General features: G+C 58.3%; 20 protein-coding genes. 9 read left to right on the top strand and 11 right to left on the bottom strand.

Translation table 11 applies throughout. The features are described 5' to 3' along the window. Positions 1-2: 2 nt before the first annotated feature. Complete coding sequence (locus tag NW833_RS05615) at positions 3-215, top strand: hypothetical protein (protein ID WP_414396568.1); 213 nt, start codon at positions 3-5, stop codon at positions 213-215. Between the two features lie 9 nt (positions 216-224). Here NW833_RS05615 and guaA read toward each other — a convergent pair whose 3' ends face one another. After that, entirely contained in the window at positions 225-1,775 is a 1,551-nt protein-coding gene (gene guaA / locus NW833_RS05610) for a glutamine-hydrolyzing GMP synthase (RefSeq protein WP_414396565.1), read from the bottom strand. A gap of 265 nt (positions 1,776-2,040) precedes the next feature. On the opposite strand from guaA, the gene NW833_RS05605 reads away from it, so the two are divergent. The 3 genes from NW833_RS05605 (at position 2,041) to NW833_RS05595 (ending at position 4,248) form a co-directional block, all read left to right on the top strand. Further along, positions 2,041-3,015 (top strand): hypothetical protein, encoded by a 975-nt coding sequence (locus NW833_RS05605; protein WP_414411822.1) that lies wholly within the window; start codon positions 2,041-2,043, stop codon positions 3,013-3,015. After that, positions 3,012-3,800 carry a 16S rRNA (guanine(527)-N(7))-methyltransferase RsmG gene (gene rsmG, locus NW833_RS05600; RefSeq protein ID WP_414411821.1) on the top strand — a complete coding sequence of 263 codons (789 nt, stop codon included), beginning with the start codon at positions 3,012-3,014 and terminating at the stop codon, positions 3,798-3,800. Before NW833_RS05605 ends, rsmG begins: the two co-directional genes overlap by 4 nt. 166 nt (positions 3,801-3,966) lie before the next feature. Then, positions 3,967-4,248 (top strand): RNA recognition motif domain-containing protein, encoded by a 282-nt coding sequence (locus NW833_RS05595; protein ID WP_414396558.1) that lies wholly within the window; start codon positions 3,967-3,969, stop codon positions 4,246-4,248. A gap of 4 nt (positions 4,249-4,252) precedes the next feature. Here NW833_RS05595 and NW833_RS05590 read toward each other — a convergent pair whose 3' ends face one another. After that, positions 4,253-4,513 (bottom strand): hypothetical protein, encoded by a 261-nt coding sequence (locus NW833_RS05590; RefSeq protein ID WP_414411820.1) that lies wholly within the window; start codon positions 4,511-4,513, stop codon positions 4,253-4,255. Between the two features lie 122 nt (positions 4,514-4,635). Between NW833_RS05590 and aspS the strand changes: the two genes are divergently transcribed. Genes aspS through NW833_RS05575 form a run of 3 tightly spaced genes read left to right on the top strand, consistent with a single transcriptional unit; the run spans position 4,636 to position 8,404 of the window. Next, positions 4,636-6,441 carry an aspartate--tRNA ligase gene (aspS, locus tag NW833_RS05585; RefSeq protein WP_414411819.1) on the top strand — a complete coding sequence of 602 codons (1,806 nt, stop codon included), beginning with the start codon at positions 4,636-4,638 and terminating at the stop codon, positions 6,439-6,441. A gap of 40 nt (positions 6,442-6,481) precedes the next feature. Then, on the top strand, positions 6,482-7,258 hold the full coding sequence (gene fabI / locus NW833_RS05580) for an enoyl-ACP reductase FabI (protein ID WP_414411818.1): 777 nt from the start codon (positions 6,482-6,484) through the stop codon (positions 7,256-7,258). A gap of 21 nt (positions 7,259-7,279) precedes the next feature. Then, positions 7,280-8,404, top strand: coding sequence for an AI-2E family transporter (locus NW833_RS05575; protein WP_414411817.1), 1,125 nt, complete (start codon positions 7,280-7,282; stop codon positions 8,402-8,404). An 18-nt stretch (positions 8,405-8,422) separates the two neighbouring features. On the opposite strand, the gene NW833_RS05570 is transcribed toward NW833_RS05575, so the two are convergent. The 4 genes from NW833_RS05570 to psbV form a co-directional block, all read right to left on the bottom strand. Beyond that, positions 8,423-9,313, bottom strand: coding sequence for a sulfatase-like hydrolase/transferase (locus NW833_RS05570; protein WP_414411816.1), 891 nt, complete (start codon positions 9,311-9,313; stop codon positions 8,423-8,425). Further along, positions 9,301-9,783, bottom strand: a complete 483-nt coding sequence (locus NW833_RS05565) for a LapA family protein (protein WP_414396544.1) — start codon at positions 9,781-9,783, stop codon at positions 9,301-9,303. Before NW833_RS05565 ends, NW833_RS05570 begins: the two co-directional genes overlap by 13 nt. A 60-nt stretch (positions 9,784-9,843) precedes the next feature. Continuing rightward, a complete protein-coding gene (gene psbV2 / locus NW833_RS05560) occupies positions 9,844-10,293 on the bottom strand; it encodes a photosystem II cytochrome PsbV2 (protein WP_414411836.1) in 450 nt (149 codons plus the stop codon). A 68-nt stretch (positions 10,294-10,361) separates the two neighbouring features. Next, positions 10,362-10,898 (bottom strand): photosystem II cytochrome c-550, encoded by a 537-nt coding sequence (psbV, locus tag NW833_RS05555; protein WP_414411815.1) that lies wholly within the window; start codon positions 10,896-10,898, stop codon positions 10,362-10,364. A gap of 252 nt (positions 10,899-11,150) precedes the next feature. On the opposite strand from psbV, the gene NW833_RS05550 reads away from it, so the two are divergent. Continuing rightward, positions 11,151-12,038, top strand: a complete 888-nt coding sequence (locus NW833_RS05550) for a hypothetical protein (protein ID WP_414411814.1) — start codon at positions 11,151-11,153, stop codon at positions 12,036-12,038. A gap of 7 nt (positions 12,039-12,045) precedes the next feature. On the opposite strand, the gene NW833_RS05545 is transcribed toward NW833_RS05550, so the two are convergent. From NW833_RS05545 to NW833_RS05535, 3 genes are all read right to left on the bottom strand, one after another. Then, entirely contained in the window at positions 12,046-12,738 is a 693-nt protein-coding gene (locus NW833_RS05545; RefSeq protein WP_414411813.1) for a hypothetical protein, read from the bottom strand. Positions 12,739-12,787: 49 nt separating this feature from the next. Continuing rightward, positions 12,788-13,195: a hypothetical protein gene (locus NW833_RS05540; protein WP_414411812.1), complete on the bottom strand. Its 408-nt coding sequence runs from the start codon at positions 13,193-13,195 to the stop codon at positions 12,788-12,790. An 81-nt stretch (positions 13,196-13,276) separates the two neighbouring features. After that, positions 13,277-15,079 (bottom strand): M61 family metallopeptidase, encoded by a 1,803-nt coding sequence (locus NW833_RS05535; RefSeq protein ID WP_414411811.1) that lies wholly within the window; start codon positions 15,077-15,079, stop codon positions 13,277-13,279. A gap of 174 nt (positions 15,080-15,253) precedes the next feature. Between NW833_RS05535 and ntcA the strand changes: the two genes are divergently transcribed. Beyond that, positions 15,254-15,925 carry a global nitrogen regulator NtcA gene (ntcA, locus tag NW833_RS05530; protein ID WP_414396526.1) on the top strand — a complete coding sequence of 224 codons (672 nt, stop codon included), beginning with the start codon at positions 15,254-15,256 and terminating at the stop codon, positions 15,923-15,925. Positions 15,926-15,957: 32 nt separating this feature from the next. Here ntcA and leuB read toward each other — a convergent pair whose 3' ends face one another. Both leuB and petD read right to left on the bottom strand, forming a co-directional pair. Beyond that, a complete protein-coding gene (gene leuB / locus NW833_RS05525; RefSeq protein ID WP_414405859.1) occupies positions 15,958-17,073 on the bottom strand; it encodes a 3-isopropylmalate dehydrogenase in 1,116 nt (371 codons plus the stop codon). Between the two features lie 145 nt (positions 17,074-17,218). Next, positions 17,219-17,731 carry a cytochrome b6-f complex subunit IV gene (gene petD, locus NW833_RS05520; RefSeq protein WP_414396521.1) on the bottom strand — a complete coding sequence of 171 codons (513 nt, stop codon included), beginning with the start codon at positions 17,729-17,731 and terminating at the stop codon, positions 17,219-17,221. Positions 17,732-17,797 lie beyond the last annotated feature (66 nt).

Here is a 17,797-nt window from a genome sequence, read left to right as displayed (position 1 = left end):
CCATGACCGTTAAAGCAATTCCATCCCACTCCATCAAAGCTTTCCGCTATCGAGTGTTCTGTTTGGGACAGGATCTCTGGAAAGCCCAGGATCCCATTAGCCGTGCCAATTTGGCCCTGCAACTGGCCGATGCCGCTACAACCTTGGCCCGCCTGGAAGTCCAAGCCGCCCAGGCTCAGCTTTCCCACTCTCTCCCGAAAGCAGGCCCTCGCTAGGGATCCCGTCTACTCCCATTCGATGGTGCCCGGAGGCTTAGAGGTGATGTCGTAGACCACCCGGTTGACACCCGGAACCTCGTTGACGATGCGGTTAGAGATGGTGGCCAAGAGGTCGTAGGGCACCCTGGCCCAGTCTGCCGTCATGCCGTCCTCGCTGGTAACCAACCGCACCACTACCGGGCAAGCATAGGTGCGCTTGTCTCCCATTACCCCCACCGAGCGCACTTCTGGCAGCAACACGGCAAAGGCTTGCCAGAGCTTGGAGTAGTAGCCAGAGCGGTTAATCTCTTGGCGAACAATCATGTCGGCCTCGCGCAGGATCTCCAGCCGCTCTTGGGTAACCTCTCCTACAATGCGGATGGCCAGCCCCGGCCCTGGAAAGGGGTGACGATTAACGATTTCTTCCGGCAGGCCCAAGGAGCGAGCCAGCTGCCGCACCTCATCCTTGAAGAGCTTGCGCAAGGGTTCTACCAGCTTAAAGCGCAGATTTTTCGGCAAGCCGCCGACATTGTGGTGGCTTTTGATCTTGACGGCAATCCGCTCCCCAGTTACCGGATCCACGTTGGTGTTGGCCGACTCGATCACATCCGGGTAGAGAGTGCCCTGGGCCAGGTACTCGAAAGGACCCAGCCGCTGCGACTCCTCCTCGAACACGCGAATGAACTCTGCCCCAATGCGCTTGCGTTTTTCTTCTGGGTCGGTAACCCCCTTCAACTGCTGGAGAAAGCGCTCTTGAGCATCTACATAGTGGACGGGGATGTGGAATTGCTCCTGGAAAAGGCGCAGCAGCCGCTGCGGCTCGCCCTTGCGCATAAACCCTTGGTCGATGAACACGCAGGTGAGCTGGTCGCCAATGGCCTTGTGCAGCAAGAAAGCCAGGGTGGAACTATCCACCCCGCCGGAGAGAGCCAGCAACACCTTCTTGTTGCCCACCTGGGCGCGAACCTCTCGGATGGCCTCCTCCAGAAAAGCCTCCGTGGTCCAGGTGGGCTCGCAGCGGCAGATGTGATAGACAAAATTGCGCATCAGGAAAGCGCCGCCCTCGGAGTGGGCCACCTCTGGGTGAAATTGCACTCCGTACAGACGACGGACGGGATCGGCAATGGCAGCAAAGGGAGTGTTGTCCGTGGCGGCCAGGGCGTGAAAGCCTGGCGGCAATTCAGTGACCACATCCCCATGGCTCATCCACACAGTGCTGTTTTCTGGCAGGTTGGTGAGCAGGTCAGTGGGATCCAAAACATGGAGGGCGGCGCGGCCATATTCGCCTTTGCGGGCAGGCTCTACCCGGCCCCCCAACTGTTGCACCATGAGCTGCATGCCGTAGCACACGCCCAAGATGGGGATCCCCAACTTCCAGATCTCCGGGTCGCAGGCGGGAGCACCCGGCTCGTAGACGGAGCTGGGGCCGCCGGAGAGGATAATGCCTTGGGGCCGCAGTTGCCGCAGTTGTTCGGCGGTGGTGCGGTAGGAGAGAATTTCCGAATAGACCCGGGCTTCACGGACGCGACGGGCAATCAGCTCCGAGTACTGGGAGCCAAAGTCGAGAATGACGATCATCTGGCGCTGCACCTTGAGGGGGGAGCCGGAAAAAACTTACCCAGGGCCGGATGAAAAGCAGGGCCAAGAGATTAGCTGGGGATAACATCGTAGCAAGGACAGAGAGCTTTCCTGCAGGCATCTGCCCTGGAAAACTTCTCGCAGAGGAGCTTTTGGGGCAAAACCGCCCCCTGGATCCCTGATAGAGTTTGCCATCGGCCAGGCCTGAAAGCGGGCAGAATGAGGATAGCGCTCTAGGCCAGTGGGCATAGCGCCAGGGATCCCTATGTCCACCCTCGTTGCCGAATCCTTTCAAACCTATCTACGTCGCCGCCGACGTCTGCTGGCCCGCCGTTTCAAGCACCAGCAGGGGTGGGTTGCGGTTTTGGCTCTCTTGGCCTTGTACTTGCTCAGTTGGGAGGCCCTGGGCGAGAGTAAGCTGTTACCGCTCCCGTGGCTAGCGGTGATCCCGCTGCTGGGGGGAGGGCTCTACAGCCTAGGCGCCGCGATGATCTGGAGGCTGCGCCAGCGCTGCTCCGCCCAGCTTTTGGCCGAAATGATCAGCTTGCCCCATTTGGCTTTAGCTGCCTTGATCTGGCTGGGTCTGGCCACTTGGGGAGATCAGCTTTCCCCTTTCCTGCTACGCCGAAAAAACCAACTGTTGGCCGGCCTGGTACTCAGTTGGCTGGTGGCCCAGGGGTGGAGTTTTCTGCGTCCCAGCTCGATGGTAGAGGTGGGACAACTGTGGGCCGATTACCTGCAGGAGCTACGGGCTTCGGTGCTACAGCCCTGCTACTGCCGCCTGGAGGCCTGTCGCCAGGCGCTGCGCTCCTATCAGGCTATTTGGCAAGACCTCCAACTGGAAGAGCTGGAGGCCCAGCACCTCGTCCAGCTCCTGTCCGAATCCTTGCTGCCGCTGGCCTTGCCCCTCAAAGTCTACGCCCGCCAGGTTCACCACTGCTGTCAGCAGCTAGCAGCCCTGCTGGCGCAGATGCAAGAGCGGGTGGAGCGGCTGGAGCAGGTGCTTTTGGAGGTAGAGCTGGAGTTGGCTTCCCGTCAGCCTTTCCAGGCTCAGGCCCAGCCGATTAACCTCTTGCTGGAGGAGGGGATCCCCTACCAGGAGCTGGATTTGCAGGAGTTGGTTTGCCTAAACCAGGAACTGCTGGGGGCGGATCGCTCTTTGCAGGGCTTGACCCAGGAGCTTAAGGGTTGGGCCGAAAAAGCCATCCCTGCCGCCTTGAAGCTGAGCCTCCCAGGATGACCAAAGCCGAAAAGACCCCGCTGGTTCCACTGGAGCCCCCCGAGCTCAAGGCGCTGTGGGCAAGGTGGCTAGCAGAGCTGGGTTGGCAACCCACGGAGCGCCAGCAACGGCAACTGCAGCAGCTCTACCCCCTGGTGATGGCCGGCAACCGCACCCAAAACCTCACCCGCATCACTGACCCCATCGACTTCTGGGAAAAACACCTGTGGGACTCGCTGCGGGGCCTGTGCTTGCTGGGTCCGTGGGAGGTCATTCAAACCCAGCCCTGGCGGGGCATCGACGTTGGCACTGGAGCAGGCTTTCCAGGGATCCCGGCCCAAATTGCCCTACCCCAGGCCAGCTTTACCCTGCTAGATAGCACCCAGCGCAAGATTGCCTTTGTGCAAGGCGTTTTGCAGCAGCTCTCCCTGGCCCAGGCGCGGGCAGTGGCCCGGCGGGCGGAAGTTTGGGGGCAAGACCCGCAGGAACGTGGCAGCTACGATCTGGCCCTGGCCAGGGCTCTGGCCGCAGCGGAGATCTGTGCCGAGTATTGTCTGCCCCTACTCAGGGTGGGAGGACGCGCCATCCTCTATCGTGGCCATTGGACCGAGGCCGAAGCCGAAGTTCTAGAGCGGGCCCTCTCCCTTTTGGGAGGGAAACTGGTTCACATCGAAGCCTTCACCACTCCCCACAGCCACAGCGTGCGCCACTGTCTGCTGCTGGAGAAAGTGGCTCCCACACCAGCTCTCTATCCCCGCCCTCCTGGTGTTCCCCAACGTCAACCCTTGGGGCGGGGCAAGCCTTAATTTCCTGGCTCGGGGATGTCTGCAGAAAATTTTGGAGGGGGGAGTTTGCAAATGCTGCTGCTAGGACTAAGATGGGGTTGGCATCAGTTTCGGATCAAGCCAAGGGTCTAACCAGGCGAGCTTCCGAACTGAGCGCTAGAGGGTAAAGTTCGGAGTTCGCAGGGTTATGACCATTTTTGTCGGCAACTTGTCCTTCAAGGCCAGTGAAGAAGACCTGCGTCTGGTTTTTTCTGAATACGGCACTGTCAAGCAAATCAAGATTCCAGTAGATCGCGAGACAGGCCGCAAGCGAGGCTTTGCCTTTGTGGAGCTGGAAAACGAAGCCGACGAGCAAAAAGCTATCGAAGAACTGGATGGAGCTACTTGGATGGGCCGAGACTTAAGAGTTAACAAGGCACTGCCGCGTCAGGCCAGCAGTAGCCGAGGTGCTCGTCCCTCCCGCTTCTAGGTCGTCAGGTTGCCGTGTTGAGGGAGTAGCTGGCGTACATCCCCAGCAGGCTACCGCTGACGCCCAACAGGGATCCCAGCAACCTCACTGGGTGTAGTCGAGGCACTAGCAATAGGAGAGTGAGGCCCACCCCTGTCAGCACGTTGGCGTTGCTCGCCCTCGGGGTGTTGCCGAAGAGGAAGTAGCGATGCAGGCCCGCTGGCGGATGGGAATCAGTACCGAGGAACAGCTCGGTGCCGAGACAGTGTGCCCTGGGGGTGTCCAATCCCGCTCTCGTCCAAACGGTTGCCGCCGAAGCGGGGGTTCAGGTAGCTGAAGGGGCTCCCAGACAGGGGGGGCTGAGTTTTGTATGATAGGGGCTCAGACCCTCGTTCTCTTACCTTGTCCATGCCTGCTGCCATCCGTCGCCCGCCTCGCTCTCTCTACTGTGGCCAAGTGCGCCCAGCCCATATCGGCCAGACGGTTACCCTCTACGGCTGGATTGACCGCCGCCGCGACCACGGGGGCGTGATCTTCCTCGATTTGCGGGATCGCTCCGGCATTGTGCAACTGGTGGCCGATCCCCAGAAGACTCCTCTTTCCTACGAGCTAGCCAAGGAGGTGCGCAATGAGTACGTGGTGCGGGTAACAGGAACAGTTCAGCCCCGGCCTGCCGACTCCTTCAACCCCCGCCTGGCCACGGGCGAAGTGGAGGTTTATGCGGAGCAGCTGGAGATTCTTAGCCGGGTGGCCAAGCAGCTTCCCTTCAGCGTCTCCGGGGAAGAAGGGGAAGAGGTGCGGGAGGAGATTCGCCTGCGCTATCGCTACCTGGACTTGCGCCGGGAGCGGCTGTCGCGCAACCTGCAACTGCGTCACCAGGTCATCAAGGCCATCCGCCGCTTTCTGGAAGACGAGGAAGGCTTCATCGAGGTAGAGACCCCCATCCTCACCCGCTCTACCCCCGAAGGCGCCAGAGACTACCTGGTGCCCAGCCGCCTCAACCCTGGGGAGTGGTTTGCTCTGCCGCAGTCGCCTCAGCTTTTTAAGCAGTTGCTGATGGTGGCTGGTGTGGATCGCTACTACCAAATTGCCCGCTGCTTTCGGGATGAGGATCTGCGGGCGGATCGCCAGCCGGAGTTTACTCAGTTGGACATGGAGATGAGCTTCATGGATCAGGAGGCAATCCTGGAGCTCAACGAGCGGCTCATCTGCCATATCTTCAAAACCGTTAAAGGGATCGACCTGCCCCGGCCCTTCCCACGGCTAACCTACGCCGAGGCCATGGCCCGCTACGGTTCCGACAAGCCCGACACCCGCTTTGGGCTGGAGTTGGTGGATGTTTCGGCGGTGTTTCAGGGATCCCGCTTTCAAGTCTTTGCCAAAGCCCTGCAGCAGGGAGGAGTCGTCAAAGTTCTGCCAGTGCCCGGCGGCGATGAACAGATCTCCAACACCCGCATCAAACCGGGCGGAGATCTGTTTAAGCTCGTCACTCAGTACGGGGCAGGCGGTTTGGCCTTCATTCGGGTGCGTCCCGATAGCCTCGACACCATTGGTGCCCTCAAGGAGAGCCTCAGCCCTGAGCAGGAACAGCAGTTGCGGCAGCTGACCAACGCCAAGCCAGGGGATCTGCTGCTGTTTGGGGCAGGGCCGGCTGCCGTGGTCAACGAGTCGCTGGGCCGGCTGCGGCTGCACCTAGGCCATGAACTGGGTTTGATCCCGGAGAATGCCTTGAATCTCCTCTGGATTACGGATTTCCCGATGTTTGAATTCAACGCCGAAGAAAACCGCCTGGAAGCCCTGCACCACCCCTTTACTGCTCCCCATCCTGACGACTTGGCCGACTTGAAGACGGCGCGGGCCCAGGCTTACGACTTGGTCTGGAACGGCGTGGAAGTGGGGGGGGGATCCCTGCGCATCTACCAGCGGGAGATCCAGGAGCAGGTTTTCCAAATCATTGGCCTTAGTCCTGAGGAGGCGCGGGAGAAGTTTGGCTTTTTGCTAGAAGCCTTTGAGTACGGCACCCCACCCCACGGGGGCATTGCCTACGGACTGGACCGGCTGGTGATGCTGCTGGCAGGGGAAGATTCCATCCGCGATGTCATCGCCTTTCCCAAGACCCAGCAGGCCAGGTGCTTGCTCACCGGCGCCCCCTCCGGTGTTGAGCCCAGGCAGCTTAAAGAACTGCACGTAGCCTCCACCTACCAGCCCGGCTAAAGGACGGATAAGCATCCACCCCTACTGCGTTGGTCTCCCTATGCTAGATCTGACCGGAAAGAAAGCCTTGGTAACCGGCATTGCCAACGAGCGCTCCATTGCCTGGGGCATTGCCCAGCAGCTGCACAAAGCAGGAGCTACGTTGGGGGTTACCTACTTGCCGGACGAGCGGGATCGTTTCAAGACGAAAGTCCAACAACTCACTGAGCCCCTGAAGCCGGATTTTCTCCTTCCCTGCGACGTCCAAAGCGATCAGCAAATCAACGACCTATTTCAGGAAGTGGCCCAAAAGTGGGGCCAGCTCGACATCCTGGTTCACTGCCTGGCCTACGTCAAAAAAGAGGAGCTGAGCGGCAACTTTAGCGACATCTCGCGGCAGGGGTTTGCCCTGGCCATGGATGTGAGCACCTACTCCCTGATTGCCCTCTGCCGGGCCGCTAAGCCCCTCTTGAGATCCGGCAGCAGCGTCCTCACCCTCACCTACTTAGGGGGAGTGCGAGTGGTGCCTAACTACAACATGGCTGCTGTCACCAAAGCGGGCCTAGAAACCTGCGTTCGCTACCTGGCAGCCGAGCTGGGCCCCGCCGGGATCCGGGTGAACGCCATTTCTGCTGGACCCATTCGCACCTTGGCTTCCTCGGCCATTGCTGATTTTCATGCCATGCTGCACGCGGTCGAGGAGAAAGCGCCGCTGCGGCGCAATATCACCCAGCTCGAGGTGGGCAATGTGGCAGCTTTTCTGGCCAGCGACCTAGCTAGCGGCATTACTGGCCAGGTGATCTACGTAGACAGTGGATATAGCATCCTGGGTTTTTAGGCTTGGTGGGATCTCCCTGGCATGAACCGCTTTTCCTTTTCCCCCTTGCAGCGGCTGCTAGTGACCTGGATTTTGATGGTCATTAGCGGCTGGCTGGCCCTGCAAGTGGGCCGTCTGTTTGGCCATCTGCTCGCCACCATCCTGACAGCGGCGGTACTGGCTTTTTTGCTCAACTACCCAGTCCAGGCGCTGCAGCGCTACCGGGTCAACCGTGTTGTAGCGGTGGCTTTGGTCTTTGCCCTCTCGGTGGTGCTGCTGGTTTTGGTGGGGATTGCCGTTGTGCCCCTCCTGGCTAAGCAGGTGGTGCAGTTGGGGGCACGGATCCCTGAGTGGGTGGATACTTTACAACATTGGCTTGGCCAGATTAGCCTCTGGGCTGCCGAGCGCAACATCAACCTTGGCCAGCCGGAGCTGGTGAACACTCTCCTCAGCCGCCTGCAGGCCGGTGCCGAAAAAATTGCCAGCCAATCCCTCGACATCCTCCTAGGCACCTTTAACCAGGTGGTCGACTTGGTGTTGGTCTTGGTGTTGGCCTTCTACATGCTGCTCTATGGGGGCCAGTTTTGGCAGGGGTTGCTCAGCCTCTTTCCCAAGCCCTGGGGGCCGCGCATCGGCGAAGCCCTGGTGCTCAGCTTTCAGAACTTTCTCATCAGCCAGTTGGTGTTGGGGTTCATGATGGCCCTGATGCTGGTGCCAGCGTTTGGGCTGCTGCGAGTACCCTTTGGGCTTTTGTTTGGCCTCTTGATTGGCCTGCTGGAGGTGATCCCGCTGGTAGGGGGCTTCATTGGTATTGGCGCGGCAGCAGTGCTGCTGGCCTTCCAGGACATTTGGCTCAGCCTCAAGGTGGTGCTGGTCTCCCTGATCGTGCAGCAGATCAAGGATCGGGTCATCGCTCCCCGGCTGATGGGAGAGCTGATTGGCCTCAACCCGGTGTGGATCTTGATTGCCCTGTTGACGGGGGCACAGCTGGGGGGCATCCTGGGCGTGATCGTTGCCATCCCCCTCAGCAGCGTGGTGAAGAGTCTCTACGAGGTGGCCCGTTCCGCCAAGTTGGCCGCCGAAGAGGGGTTGGACTTGACGGCAAAGGTGACCTCCCTCGGCAAAAGCCCCCTCGAAACTCGCCGGGAGGAGATCCAGGAGGTCTAGCTTCCAATAGGCATTGTCCTAGCGAATTTTGCCCTCGATAAAGGGCACCTCCAACACCTTTTCGTGGTGGATGGGGCCGTGGCCGAAGTAGCCCCCCTCTCCAAACAGTTCGCCGTGGTCGGCTGTAACCGTGATGTAGGTGTTTTTGGGAACTAGATCGAACAGCTGCTCAAAGACCCCGTCTAAGTAGCGCACCGACTCAATCTGCCGCTGCCGCAGCTCCTCCAACTGGGCGGCGCTGAAAAAAGGGATCCCCTCCTCTTTCCCTTCATCCAGCCGCTTGAGCACCCCGTTGACCCCCGAAATGTGGGGCCACGCGCTGGGATCCTCATCGGGCAGGGCGTAGGGATAGTGAGTTTCGCCTACATTGAGCAGGTAAAAGCTAGGGCGATCCGGATCAAAGCGCAACTGCTCCACCATAGCCGCCATGTCGTTGTGCCGGGGCATGAGACGGTAGGAATCGAAGTCGCGATTGAGCAGAGTGCTGGGATTGAGCACCGGCATGGAGACCAGGGCGTGGGTGGTGTAGCCCAGTTGGTGCTTCAGGAGCGTTGGCAGGTAGAGGTGAGGCAGCAGATGCTTGAACTCAATCGGCTGCCGGGTGCCGAGGCGCTCGTTGTAGCGCAAATACTCCTGCTTGTAGTGTTCGGAGGCAAAAACGTGGGTGGGGCTGGTATGGGGCAGCAGGCCCATGAGCAGGTTGTAGTGAGCAGGAGCTGTCCAGGAAGCGTAGCTCCAGCGCTTTTCCAGAGGACCTAGCTTCAGCAAGTGCTTGGGCTTAGCCGCCAGCAGGCTGTCGAAGCGGCAACTGTCTAGCACGATGAGCAGGTAGTTATTCTGCCCCTGGGGTTCGGGGGCGGGCTCAGGGGCGGGGGCTGGAGACGATCTCCACCAGTTTAGGAATCCCATTCTTCCTCCTCTTCAGCAGAGTAAGGCCGCCGGACAATCCGCCAGCTGGGGGTTGTTGCTGCATCGTCCTCAGGTTCGCTGGGTTCGGGGGCAGGCTCGCGAATGCGTTCCGGCGGGATATTGGAATAGGAATAGCGGCCTGTCTCAGGATCCGGCAAATCTGGTGGCAAATAGTGGTCGGGGGGAAGTAGCTGCGCTTCCAAAAAGCGCACCCGGTCGAGGAGCTGATTGAGCTTGCGAATGGCCTGGCGCTGCAACGCCCGCTCGTGGAGCTGCCAGGATCCCACGTACAAAAATCCCAAGCCCACTCCTACTCCATAAGCCATCAAGAGCACCAGCGACAGAGGTACAGCAGGGCCAGCCTGTCCAGCTACAACAACCACCGCTGCCGATCCCCAGTTTTGGACCAGGAAAATCCCCAAGGCCAGGATCCACAGCCCTAGGAGCAGGGAGCGGATGTTTTGGAGCATGACCTCAACCTTCCCTCTCCCCTAGGCTACCACCAATCCCTGCCGGGGGGCAGGACGGGGTTAGTTGAAGGTGTTGGATCCCCAGCCGGGGGCCACTTGAGCGGCTCTCAGGATAAAGGCAGCTAGGTTGCGCAGCGCCTCATCATCCATCCAAGAGGGGGGCACAGGGCGGCAGCCGTAGCTAGGCTTGCTGCCGTCGTAGCTGCGGGGATCCCGCTGGTACTCGACAAGAGCTTGGATGGTGTCGCGGGGCGGAGTGGCACCGCGCAAGTCTTTCAGCGAGAGAGAAATGTTGGGAGCGGGCAGGGTAGAGCCGCCCACATGGCAGTTCAAGCAAGCAGATTGGAAGCGGCTTTTCCCGTCGCTCAGCTGCTCCGGAGTAAAGGTAAGGGTGTGTCCCTCCGCATCCCAGGGCAGCTCTACCGGCCCAGTTGCCCGCAGATATTGGCTCACGTAGGGATCCACGCGGGCCAGCGCTGGGCTAGCCAACCCCAGCCAAACTAGGAGCAGGATCCCCGCCCACCTCTAGGCCGGCTGAGGGATCCGCCACCGCTTTGCCCCTTGAGTTTGCCCAGGCATCAGAGATAGGCCGAGAGGTCACTGTGGGATTCGCTCTTGGTGCCGCCCCAGCCGGGCACCGTCTTGGCCTGAACCAAGATATAGCCAGCAATTAACTTCAGATCCTCCTCGGTAAGGTTGCGCAGGCGGGGATACTCGCTCAAGAGCTGCGTGTTGGGATGGTATTCCACCAGGGACTCTACCCCGTCGTAGGTGACTGGGTTTTTGATGTAGTCCACGATTGCCAGCACGTTATCGCGAGGAGGTGTTGCCCCCGCCAGATCCTCAAGCTTCAAGGTCACATCTGGGTTGGGAAGGGTTTGACCCCCCACATGGCACTGGGCACAGGTTTTGTTAAAAAGTTGCTTGCCGCGGGCCAGTTGCGCCTCGGTAAAAGTAATGGTTTCAGTTGGCGACAGGGGTACCGGAGGGATCTGCCTAGCTGCCAGGGCCGGCCACCCAGCAAACCCAGCCAGCCCCAGCGCCAGAATGCAAATCAACAGCCGCCGACGCGCCGCTGCCAGCGCTTTCTGCAAAGAAAAGGATTTGCTAAACATGGGTCTCCATCAATGACTTCAAAAAGGGCGTCAGCTTTGCTCCAGCGACAAACCCGACACCCGGATCTAAGGATAGACCATTGCGGGATCACTTGCAGACAGGATTTTGGCTTCCCTTTCCCTTCATTGGAGTGTTAAGTTTAATTGCAAATTCAGGATCTCCAGCAGCTAGGATTGGCCTTTGCGACAACAGCTAGCATAAAGCTTAGCCTGCCGATCTGGAGGTTCTGGAGCCGAGTTCTAGGATTGCCCATGTCATCTTTCCGGTTCCAGCCGTTGCGGGTGGCCTTCACCTGTGCAGATCCCAGCCAAGTGCCGATCTCTGTTGACGAGTTGGTAGCGGCTCTGCCGGCCTCGCCGCTTCTGGCCCACACTGAACCGGAAACGGCGGCTCTGCGGGTAGAGATGCTGCCGGATGCAACCTATTACTTCTACCGCCGCGGAGAAGACGTGGCCCTGGCGGCTGTCCGCATCCCGGTGAAAAAGCTGCAGGCTCTGCCCCGCAAGCTTGTGCGGCTGTTGGAGCACGTGGCCGCCTTCGACAACCTCCTCAACCTGCAACCGGCTAGCGACGCCTTAAGCAATGTCCTGGAAGTGGAGTTTCTGCAACTGGAAACGCCAGCCAGCGGCTCCAGGCCCGCCGAGGTCAGACCCCTGCCGCGGGATCCCCAAGGCCAGCTGCAAATCCAGGCAGGCCGCAACCTCGCCATCGCCTTGCACAATAAGGCTCTCACCCCAGTGCATGTCTATGTAATAGTCTTTGACGAACGGCAGTGCAGCGTCGGTTTGGTCTATCCCTACCAGCCGGACTTTCCTACTCGCCTGCGCCCCAGCGAAAGCGTGTTGGTCGGCTCTGGCCCTCGCTATCTGCTGCAGATGCAACTGCCCGAAGGGGCAGAGACAGCGGTGGATCGCTTCAAAATCTGGGTCAGCGCTACTGGCATGCAGCCGGGCATCATGGCAATGCCCCCTCTGGGGCAAAGACTGGAGCCCCCCTCTGAGGATCCCTACGGATCGGGATCTCGGCTGGATCGGGAAGTTCGGCTGGCCATCTTGGGCAAGGCGGGCAGCACGCCCATGCCGGCTTTTGCGGAGGATCCCTGGTGGTGTATGGAGCAGGCTGTCAAGGTGGTAGCTTAGACTGGGCCTACCTCCTCACAATTCTGTACAGCAGAGACTCAACCTCCTCGACACTAATAGCTGAAAGGTTATAGGAGGAGTAGATCCTACTTCTCGTCTCTTGATCAACATCTGCCAAGACCAGAAAGACTTGATCTGGGCCGAGACCCATTTCGGAGGCGAGCCAAGAGTACTTCTCTATACAGTCTCTATAGCTGCCGGTCTTCGACTCTATCCAGTAGAATCGGTCGTTAATGTGAAAGAAGAGATCGATCTCAAAGTCGCTACCGTCGGGCAAAGTAACTTCCGCATTTGCGATGTAGGAAAAATCGATCTTCTGTCCCTGCTCTCTAGCAAACTTGATCAGTTGCTGTTTGACATATCTCTCCAGCCAATCTCCAGATAGGAACTTGATTGCCTCTGGAGACTTGCTTAGCTTTACCCTCAGGTTTTTGGAGGATTTTGAGTAGTTATATTCCTCTAAGAAATTAACCTTATGTAGAGTGGAAGCAAGTTGGCAGCTATAACTTATCACTTCCGGGGATTTGCCTTTTAAGCAAAGAGTTAAGGCCTTTTCTTCTCCAATGCCAGATTTAATTTCTTTGTAAAGCTTCTCGATCAGCGAGTACCTCTGACCCATAAGGTTTGATATCCAGTTCAGCTTGTTATCGAGTTCTCCTTCTGCATCGGCTTTTTTACTAGATGGGATCAGGTTCTTCATCCTTATGTTCCTAGACCACAGAAATACCCCTATTTTCACCTGTTCAAGGCTAATCGTCCCTGGCGGCAAACTGGCTAATCGTCCCTGGCGGCAAACTCTTGAGTCGCGCGCCAGCAGTTCCCTCGTTAGTTTCCTTCGTCTTTTGAAGGCTAGAACTTGAGCTTAGATTCTGGGAAATTTTTTCTGTACTTTCTAATAGCCTGCTCAGGATATTCTGCTGGTTACTTATGTTCTTAACTAGCTGACTTCTGTACCCAGCTAAATGCTGAAGGAAGTTTTGGTAACTTTCGGACAGACTTTCTGAGATATGAAGTTTGAAGCCCTCAAGATCAGCTTGTAACTTTCTTAGAATCTCATCCAGTAACTGACTATTAGCTCTTTGAGTGAGCCTACAGGTATAAACGCCCAGGCAGAAACCAATAGCCAATCCAATTAGAAGACCTAAAAGCAGAGTCATCTTCCCTTGATCCTATTTTCTTTAACCTAACTCAGGAGTTGTGAACAGCTAGGAAGGTTTTAAAGCATTGCTACCTCCTGCTTACTCTTGAGCCAGAAGGGATCCCAACCAGCTTTGTTGGAGCGCTTTCTGGGCGGGAGTGAGCTCAGGCAAGGCCTCGAGGGTGTACACATCCGGGCGGGGTGGATCCAAGGGGATCCAAAAGTGCTTTAACTGATTGCCTTGGAAGATGCTAAGACAGATGGTTTGGTGGGGCTGATAGGCTGCCAGGCGCTCTGGCAAGGTGGCGGCGCTTACCCGAAAGCCATCCAAAGCCACCAGCTCGTCGCCAGCCCAGATGCCTGCTTTTTGAGCCGGGGAGCCCATCTCGACGGCGCTGATGCGGTTGCCCTCGCCGTTGAAGTTCAAGCCCAGGTAGGGAGGAGGGTTGGGGCGGCTAAAGTGGGCCTTGAGGGTGAGGCCAAACGGATGGAGGTAGGCGTTGTAGTCCAGTTCTTCCGTGCCTTCCACGTAGGCGGCAAAAAAGCGCCCAAGGTCAACACCGGCTGCTCGCTCAAAGGCCTCCCGCAAGTCCTGGTAAGTATAGCCTTTCTCAAACCGGCCAAAGCGCTGCCACAAATCCTGCATGGCCGTGTCCAGGGATCCCCGCCCCCCTGAAAGGTGGCGAATGTGCAGATCTAGCAGCCAGCAGACTAAAGCGCCCTTGAGGTAATAGGAAACCTGGCTGTTGAGGCTATTTTCGTGGGGGCGGTAGAGCTTGATCCAAGCATCGAAACTGGCCTCCTGCAGCGATTGTACGACTCGACCTGGCGTGCGCTGTAGCCGGCTGATTTGCTCAGATAGGATCTGCAGAAACTCTTTGGCACTGAGGATCCCTGCTCGTAGCAAGATAACATTTTCGTAGTAGCTGGTTGCCCCTTCGCAGAACCAGAGGCAGTCCACATAGTTTTCTTGGTTGTAGTCAATTTTCTCCAAAGCTAGAGGGCGCAGCCGCTTGACGTTCCAAGCATGGAAAAGCTCATGGGCCAGCAGCGCCAAAAAGCGGCGGTAGGACTGAGGCTGATGCAGCTCTAGTCCAGAATAGTTGAGGGTGGCACTGTACTTGTGTTCTAGGCCACCAAATCCCCCGGCCGACAAATGCACAATAAACCAGTAGCGGTCGTAGGGCAGCCCGCCAAAAAACGCTGCCGTGGTTCGGACAATTTTCTCGGCATCGGCCACTGCTTGATCCAAATTCAGGGTGCCCGCTCCCCAGACTACGAAGTAGTGCGGGATCCCTTCCACTGCAAACGAGCGCAACTGGTGCAAGCCCACTTCCACTGGGCTGTCTGCCAGCTCGTCGTAGTCTTCAGCAAAGAAAGACTGGCCAGCGCTAGGATCCCCTGGGGAAGGAGAGGCCAGGGGCCGCAGGCTGGTGGCAATGCGCCAGTCGGGGTGGGGAGGGATCACGGTCAGCGTATAGGGCTCCCGCTCGCGGCCAGGCACGTAGAGAAAGAGCGCCGCCCCATTGAAATAGGCGTGGGTGAGATCCAGATGGTTGGTGCGCACCGTCAGCTCATAGGCATAGACCCGATAGCGGACTGTAACCGCCGAACACCCAGGTGGGTCTACCTCCCAGGTGTTTTTATCAACCTTTCGCCAGGCCAAAGGGCTCCCTTGCTCGCTCAGGGCCTGAAACTCCTGTACATGGCGGGCATGCTCCCGCACTAGGTAGGATCCCGGCGTCCACACTGGCAGCCGCAGCCGCAGGGGCACCTCTGGTTCCACTTCGCGAATCTGCAGCTCCACCTCCAAGAGGTGACTGGCTGGCTCTGGCATCCGCACCGTAAAGTGCTGACGGCCAGGGCGAGAAGGAGTAGCAACCTCAGCCGGCGGGATCCCCATACAACCTTCCCTTGTCGCAACAAAGGAACGTAGCTCTGGCTACAAAGATATCCAGGCAGAGTCTCTTAAGTTTAGGGTAGTCTTCGAGTCGTGGGCAGCTCGATCCAGGTGCCCCAAGCTAACCTCTGGGGTTGATCCTAGAGATAAACTGACCTTGAAAGGTTGACGAATCTCGTGGTGGCCGTCGCAGAAAAATCTCTCATTGCAGCTTTTAAGCAGTTAGGAGGATCTCGCCATCCTCCGGTTATCGAGACTTATGAACGCGGCAAGACCATTTTTCTCCCCGGCGATCCGGCGGAGCGGGTTTACTTTTTGGTCAAAGGGGCGGTTAAGCTCTCGCGGGTGTACGAAAGGGGGGAAGAAATTACCGTTGCCCTCCTGCGGGAGAACAGTATTTTTGGTGTGCTCTCCTTCATTACCGGGCAGCGCTCCGACCGCTTCTATCACGCCGTAGCTTTTACTCGCGTCGAGCTGCTTTCTCTGCCCATCGAACAGGTGGAAAAGTCTGTACGGGAGAACGCTGAGCTGGCCATGTTGCTGCTTAAGAGCTTGGCTTCCCGTATCCTGCAGACAGAGATGATGATTGAAACCCTGGCCCACCGCGACATGGCCTCCCGCCTAGTTAGCTTTTTGTTGATCCTCTGCCGCGACTTCGGGGTGCCTGGCCCCAATGGCGTAACCATCGACCTCAAGCTGTCTCACCAGGCTATTGCCGAAGCCATCGGATCAACCCGCGTCACCATTACCCGTCTCTTGGGAGAGTTGCGCAAGAAAAACTACATTTCTATCCACAAGAAGAAGATCACTGTCCACGACCCCATCCAGCTTAGCCATCGCTTTACCTAGGGGGCCAGCTCTCAACGGCTGAGAGACACCTGCTAGGAGGCGGGCAGCTGAGCCAGGGCAGCCAGGATCTTTTCCCCCATTTCCCGGCAGCCGACCAGGGTCATCCCCTCCGAGTAGATGTCGGCGGTGCGGTAGCCCTGAGCCAAAACCGCCTCGACGGCCTGTTCGATGCGGTCAGCAGCTTGGGGCTGATCCAAGGAGTAGCGCAGTAGCATTGCCCCAGAAAGCACCTGGGCAATGGGGTTGGCCTTGTCTTGGCCGGCAATATCCGGAGCTGAGCCATGGACTGGCTCATAGAGGCCTGGGCCGGTAGCTCCCAGAGAGGCAGAAGGCAACATGCCAATGGAGCCAGTTAGCATGGCCGCCTCGTCGGAGAGGATATCCCCAAAGAGGTTTTCTGTTAGGATGACGTCAAACTGCTTTGGCCAGCGCACCAACTGCATGGCCGCGTTGTCGACATAGAGGTGGGAAAGCTCTACGTCAGGGTATTCGGCGGCAATGGCGGTAACCCGCTCCCGCCACAGTTGCGACACCTCCAGCACATTGGCCTTATCCACCGAGCAAAGCTTGCGCCGTCGCTTGCGGGCCAGTTCAAAAGCTACGCGGGCAATACGATCCACCTCGGCCTCGCTGTAGGCCATGGTGTTGACGCCGCGGCGGGATCCCTGGGCATCGACAAAGATCCCGCGGGGCTGACCAAAGTAGATGCCGCCGGTGAGCTCGCGTACCACCACCAGGTCGATCCCAGCAACTACCTCCGGCTTTAGGGAAGAGGCCTGCACCAGTTGGGGGAAGATCTTCACGGGGCGCAAGTTGGCAAATAGCCCCAAGCCGGCCCGCAAGCCCAGCAAAGCCTGCTCCGGTCGCTTCTGGCGCGGCAGGGTGTCGTACTTAAAGTCGCCAACTGCTGCCAAGTAAACGGCATCGCTTTCTTGGGCCATTTTCAAGGTCTCCGGGGGCAAGGGATCCCCCGTGGCCTCGTAGGCTGCTCCGCCAATTAGGCCCTCCTGCCACTGGAGGGAAAACCCCATCTGAGCGGCAACGGCGTCCAAAACTGCCCGACCCACCTGCATAATCTCAGGGCCGATTCCGTCGCCGGCTAGGGCAGTAATCCGATAGGTTTGAGCAGCAGAAGAAGAAACGCTCATGGGCGATCCCCGCAAGAGGAGTGCGTAGCGATATTACCATCCCCTTGCCCAAGGTCTGCCGAAAAGTCCCCCGGGAAAGTTCCCCTAAAAAAAGTGCAGCTTGGCCATCAGCCTGCTGCACCTAGAGTTATCAATATTCGGCTCTCTAGAACAGGCCCAGGGTAACCCACTTGTCCAGCGGCAGAGTGGCGCCAATGCCTAGATACAGGGTTACCAAAGTGCCAATCAAAAACACCGTCGTTGCCACTGGACGGCGCAGCGGGTTCTGGAACTTGTTGACGTTTTCAATGAAAGGCACAAACAAGAGGCCCACGGGAATAGCCAACATCAGGGCAATGCCCAGCAGCTTACTGGGAACAACGCGCAAAATGTGGAACACAGGGTAGAGGTACCACTCGGGAAGAATTTCCAGGGGCGTGGCAAAGGGATCTGCCGGCTCGCCTACACCCGCGGGATCCATAACCGCCAGGCCGACAATCACCCCAATGGTGCCCAGGATGACCACCGGGAACATAAAGAGCAAGTCGTTGGGCCAAGCGGGCTCCCCGTAGGTCATGTGGCCCATGTTCTTCTTCAGCTTGGCCAAAACTTTGGGGTTGTCCAGGTCAACTTTGCGTGTAATAACCTCAGTTGCCAGCGCTTGCTTCGAGAGAGGCATAGCAGTTCTCCTTATCTGGGGCAAAAGGGTTGAGCAAGGGAAAGTAGGGGATCCAACCAGCCCTGG

Origin of the sequence: Synechococcus sp. O70.1 (genome assembly GCF_047462215.1) — a bacterium.
Taxonomy (GTDB): Bacteria; Cyanobacteriota; Cyanobacteriia; order Thermostichales; family Thermostichaceae; genus Thermostichus.
The sequence above is the reverse complement of the archived record's forward strand: the minus strand, read 5'-3'. Positions and strand labels throughout refer to the sequence as shown.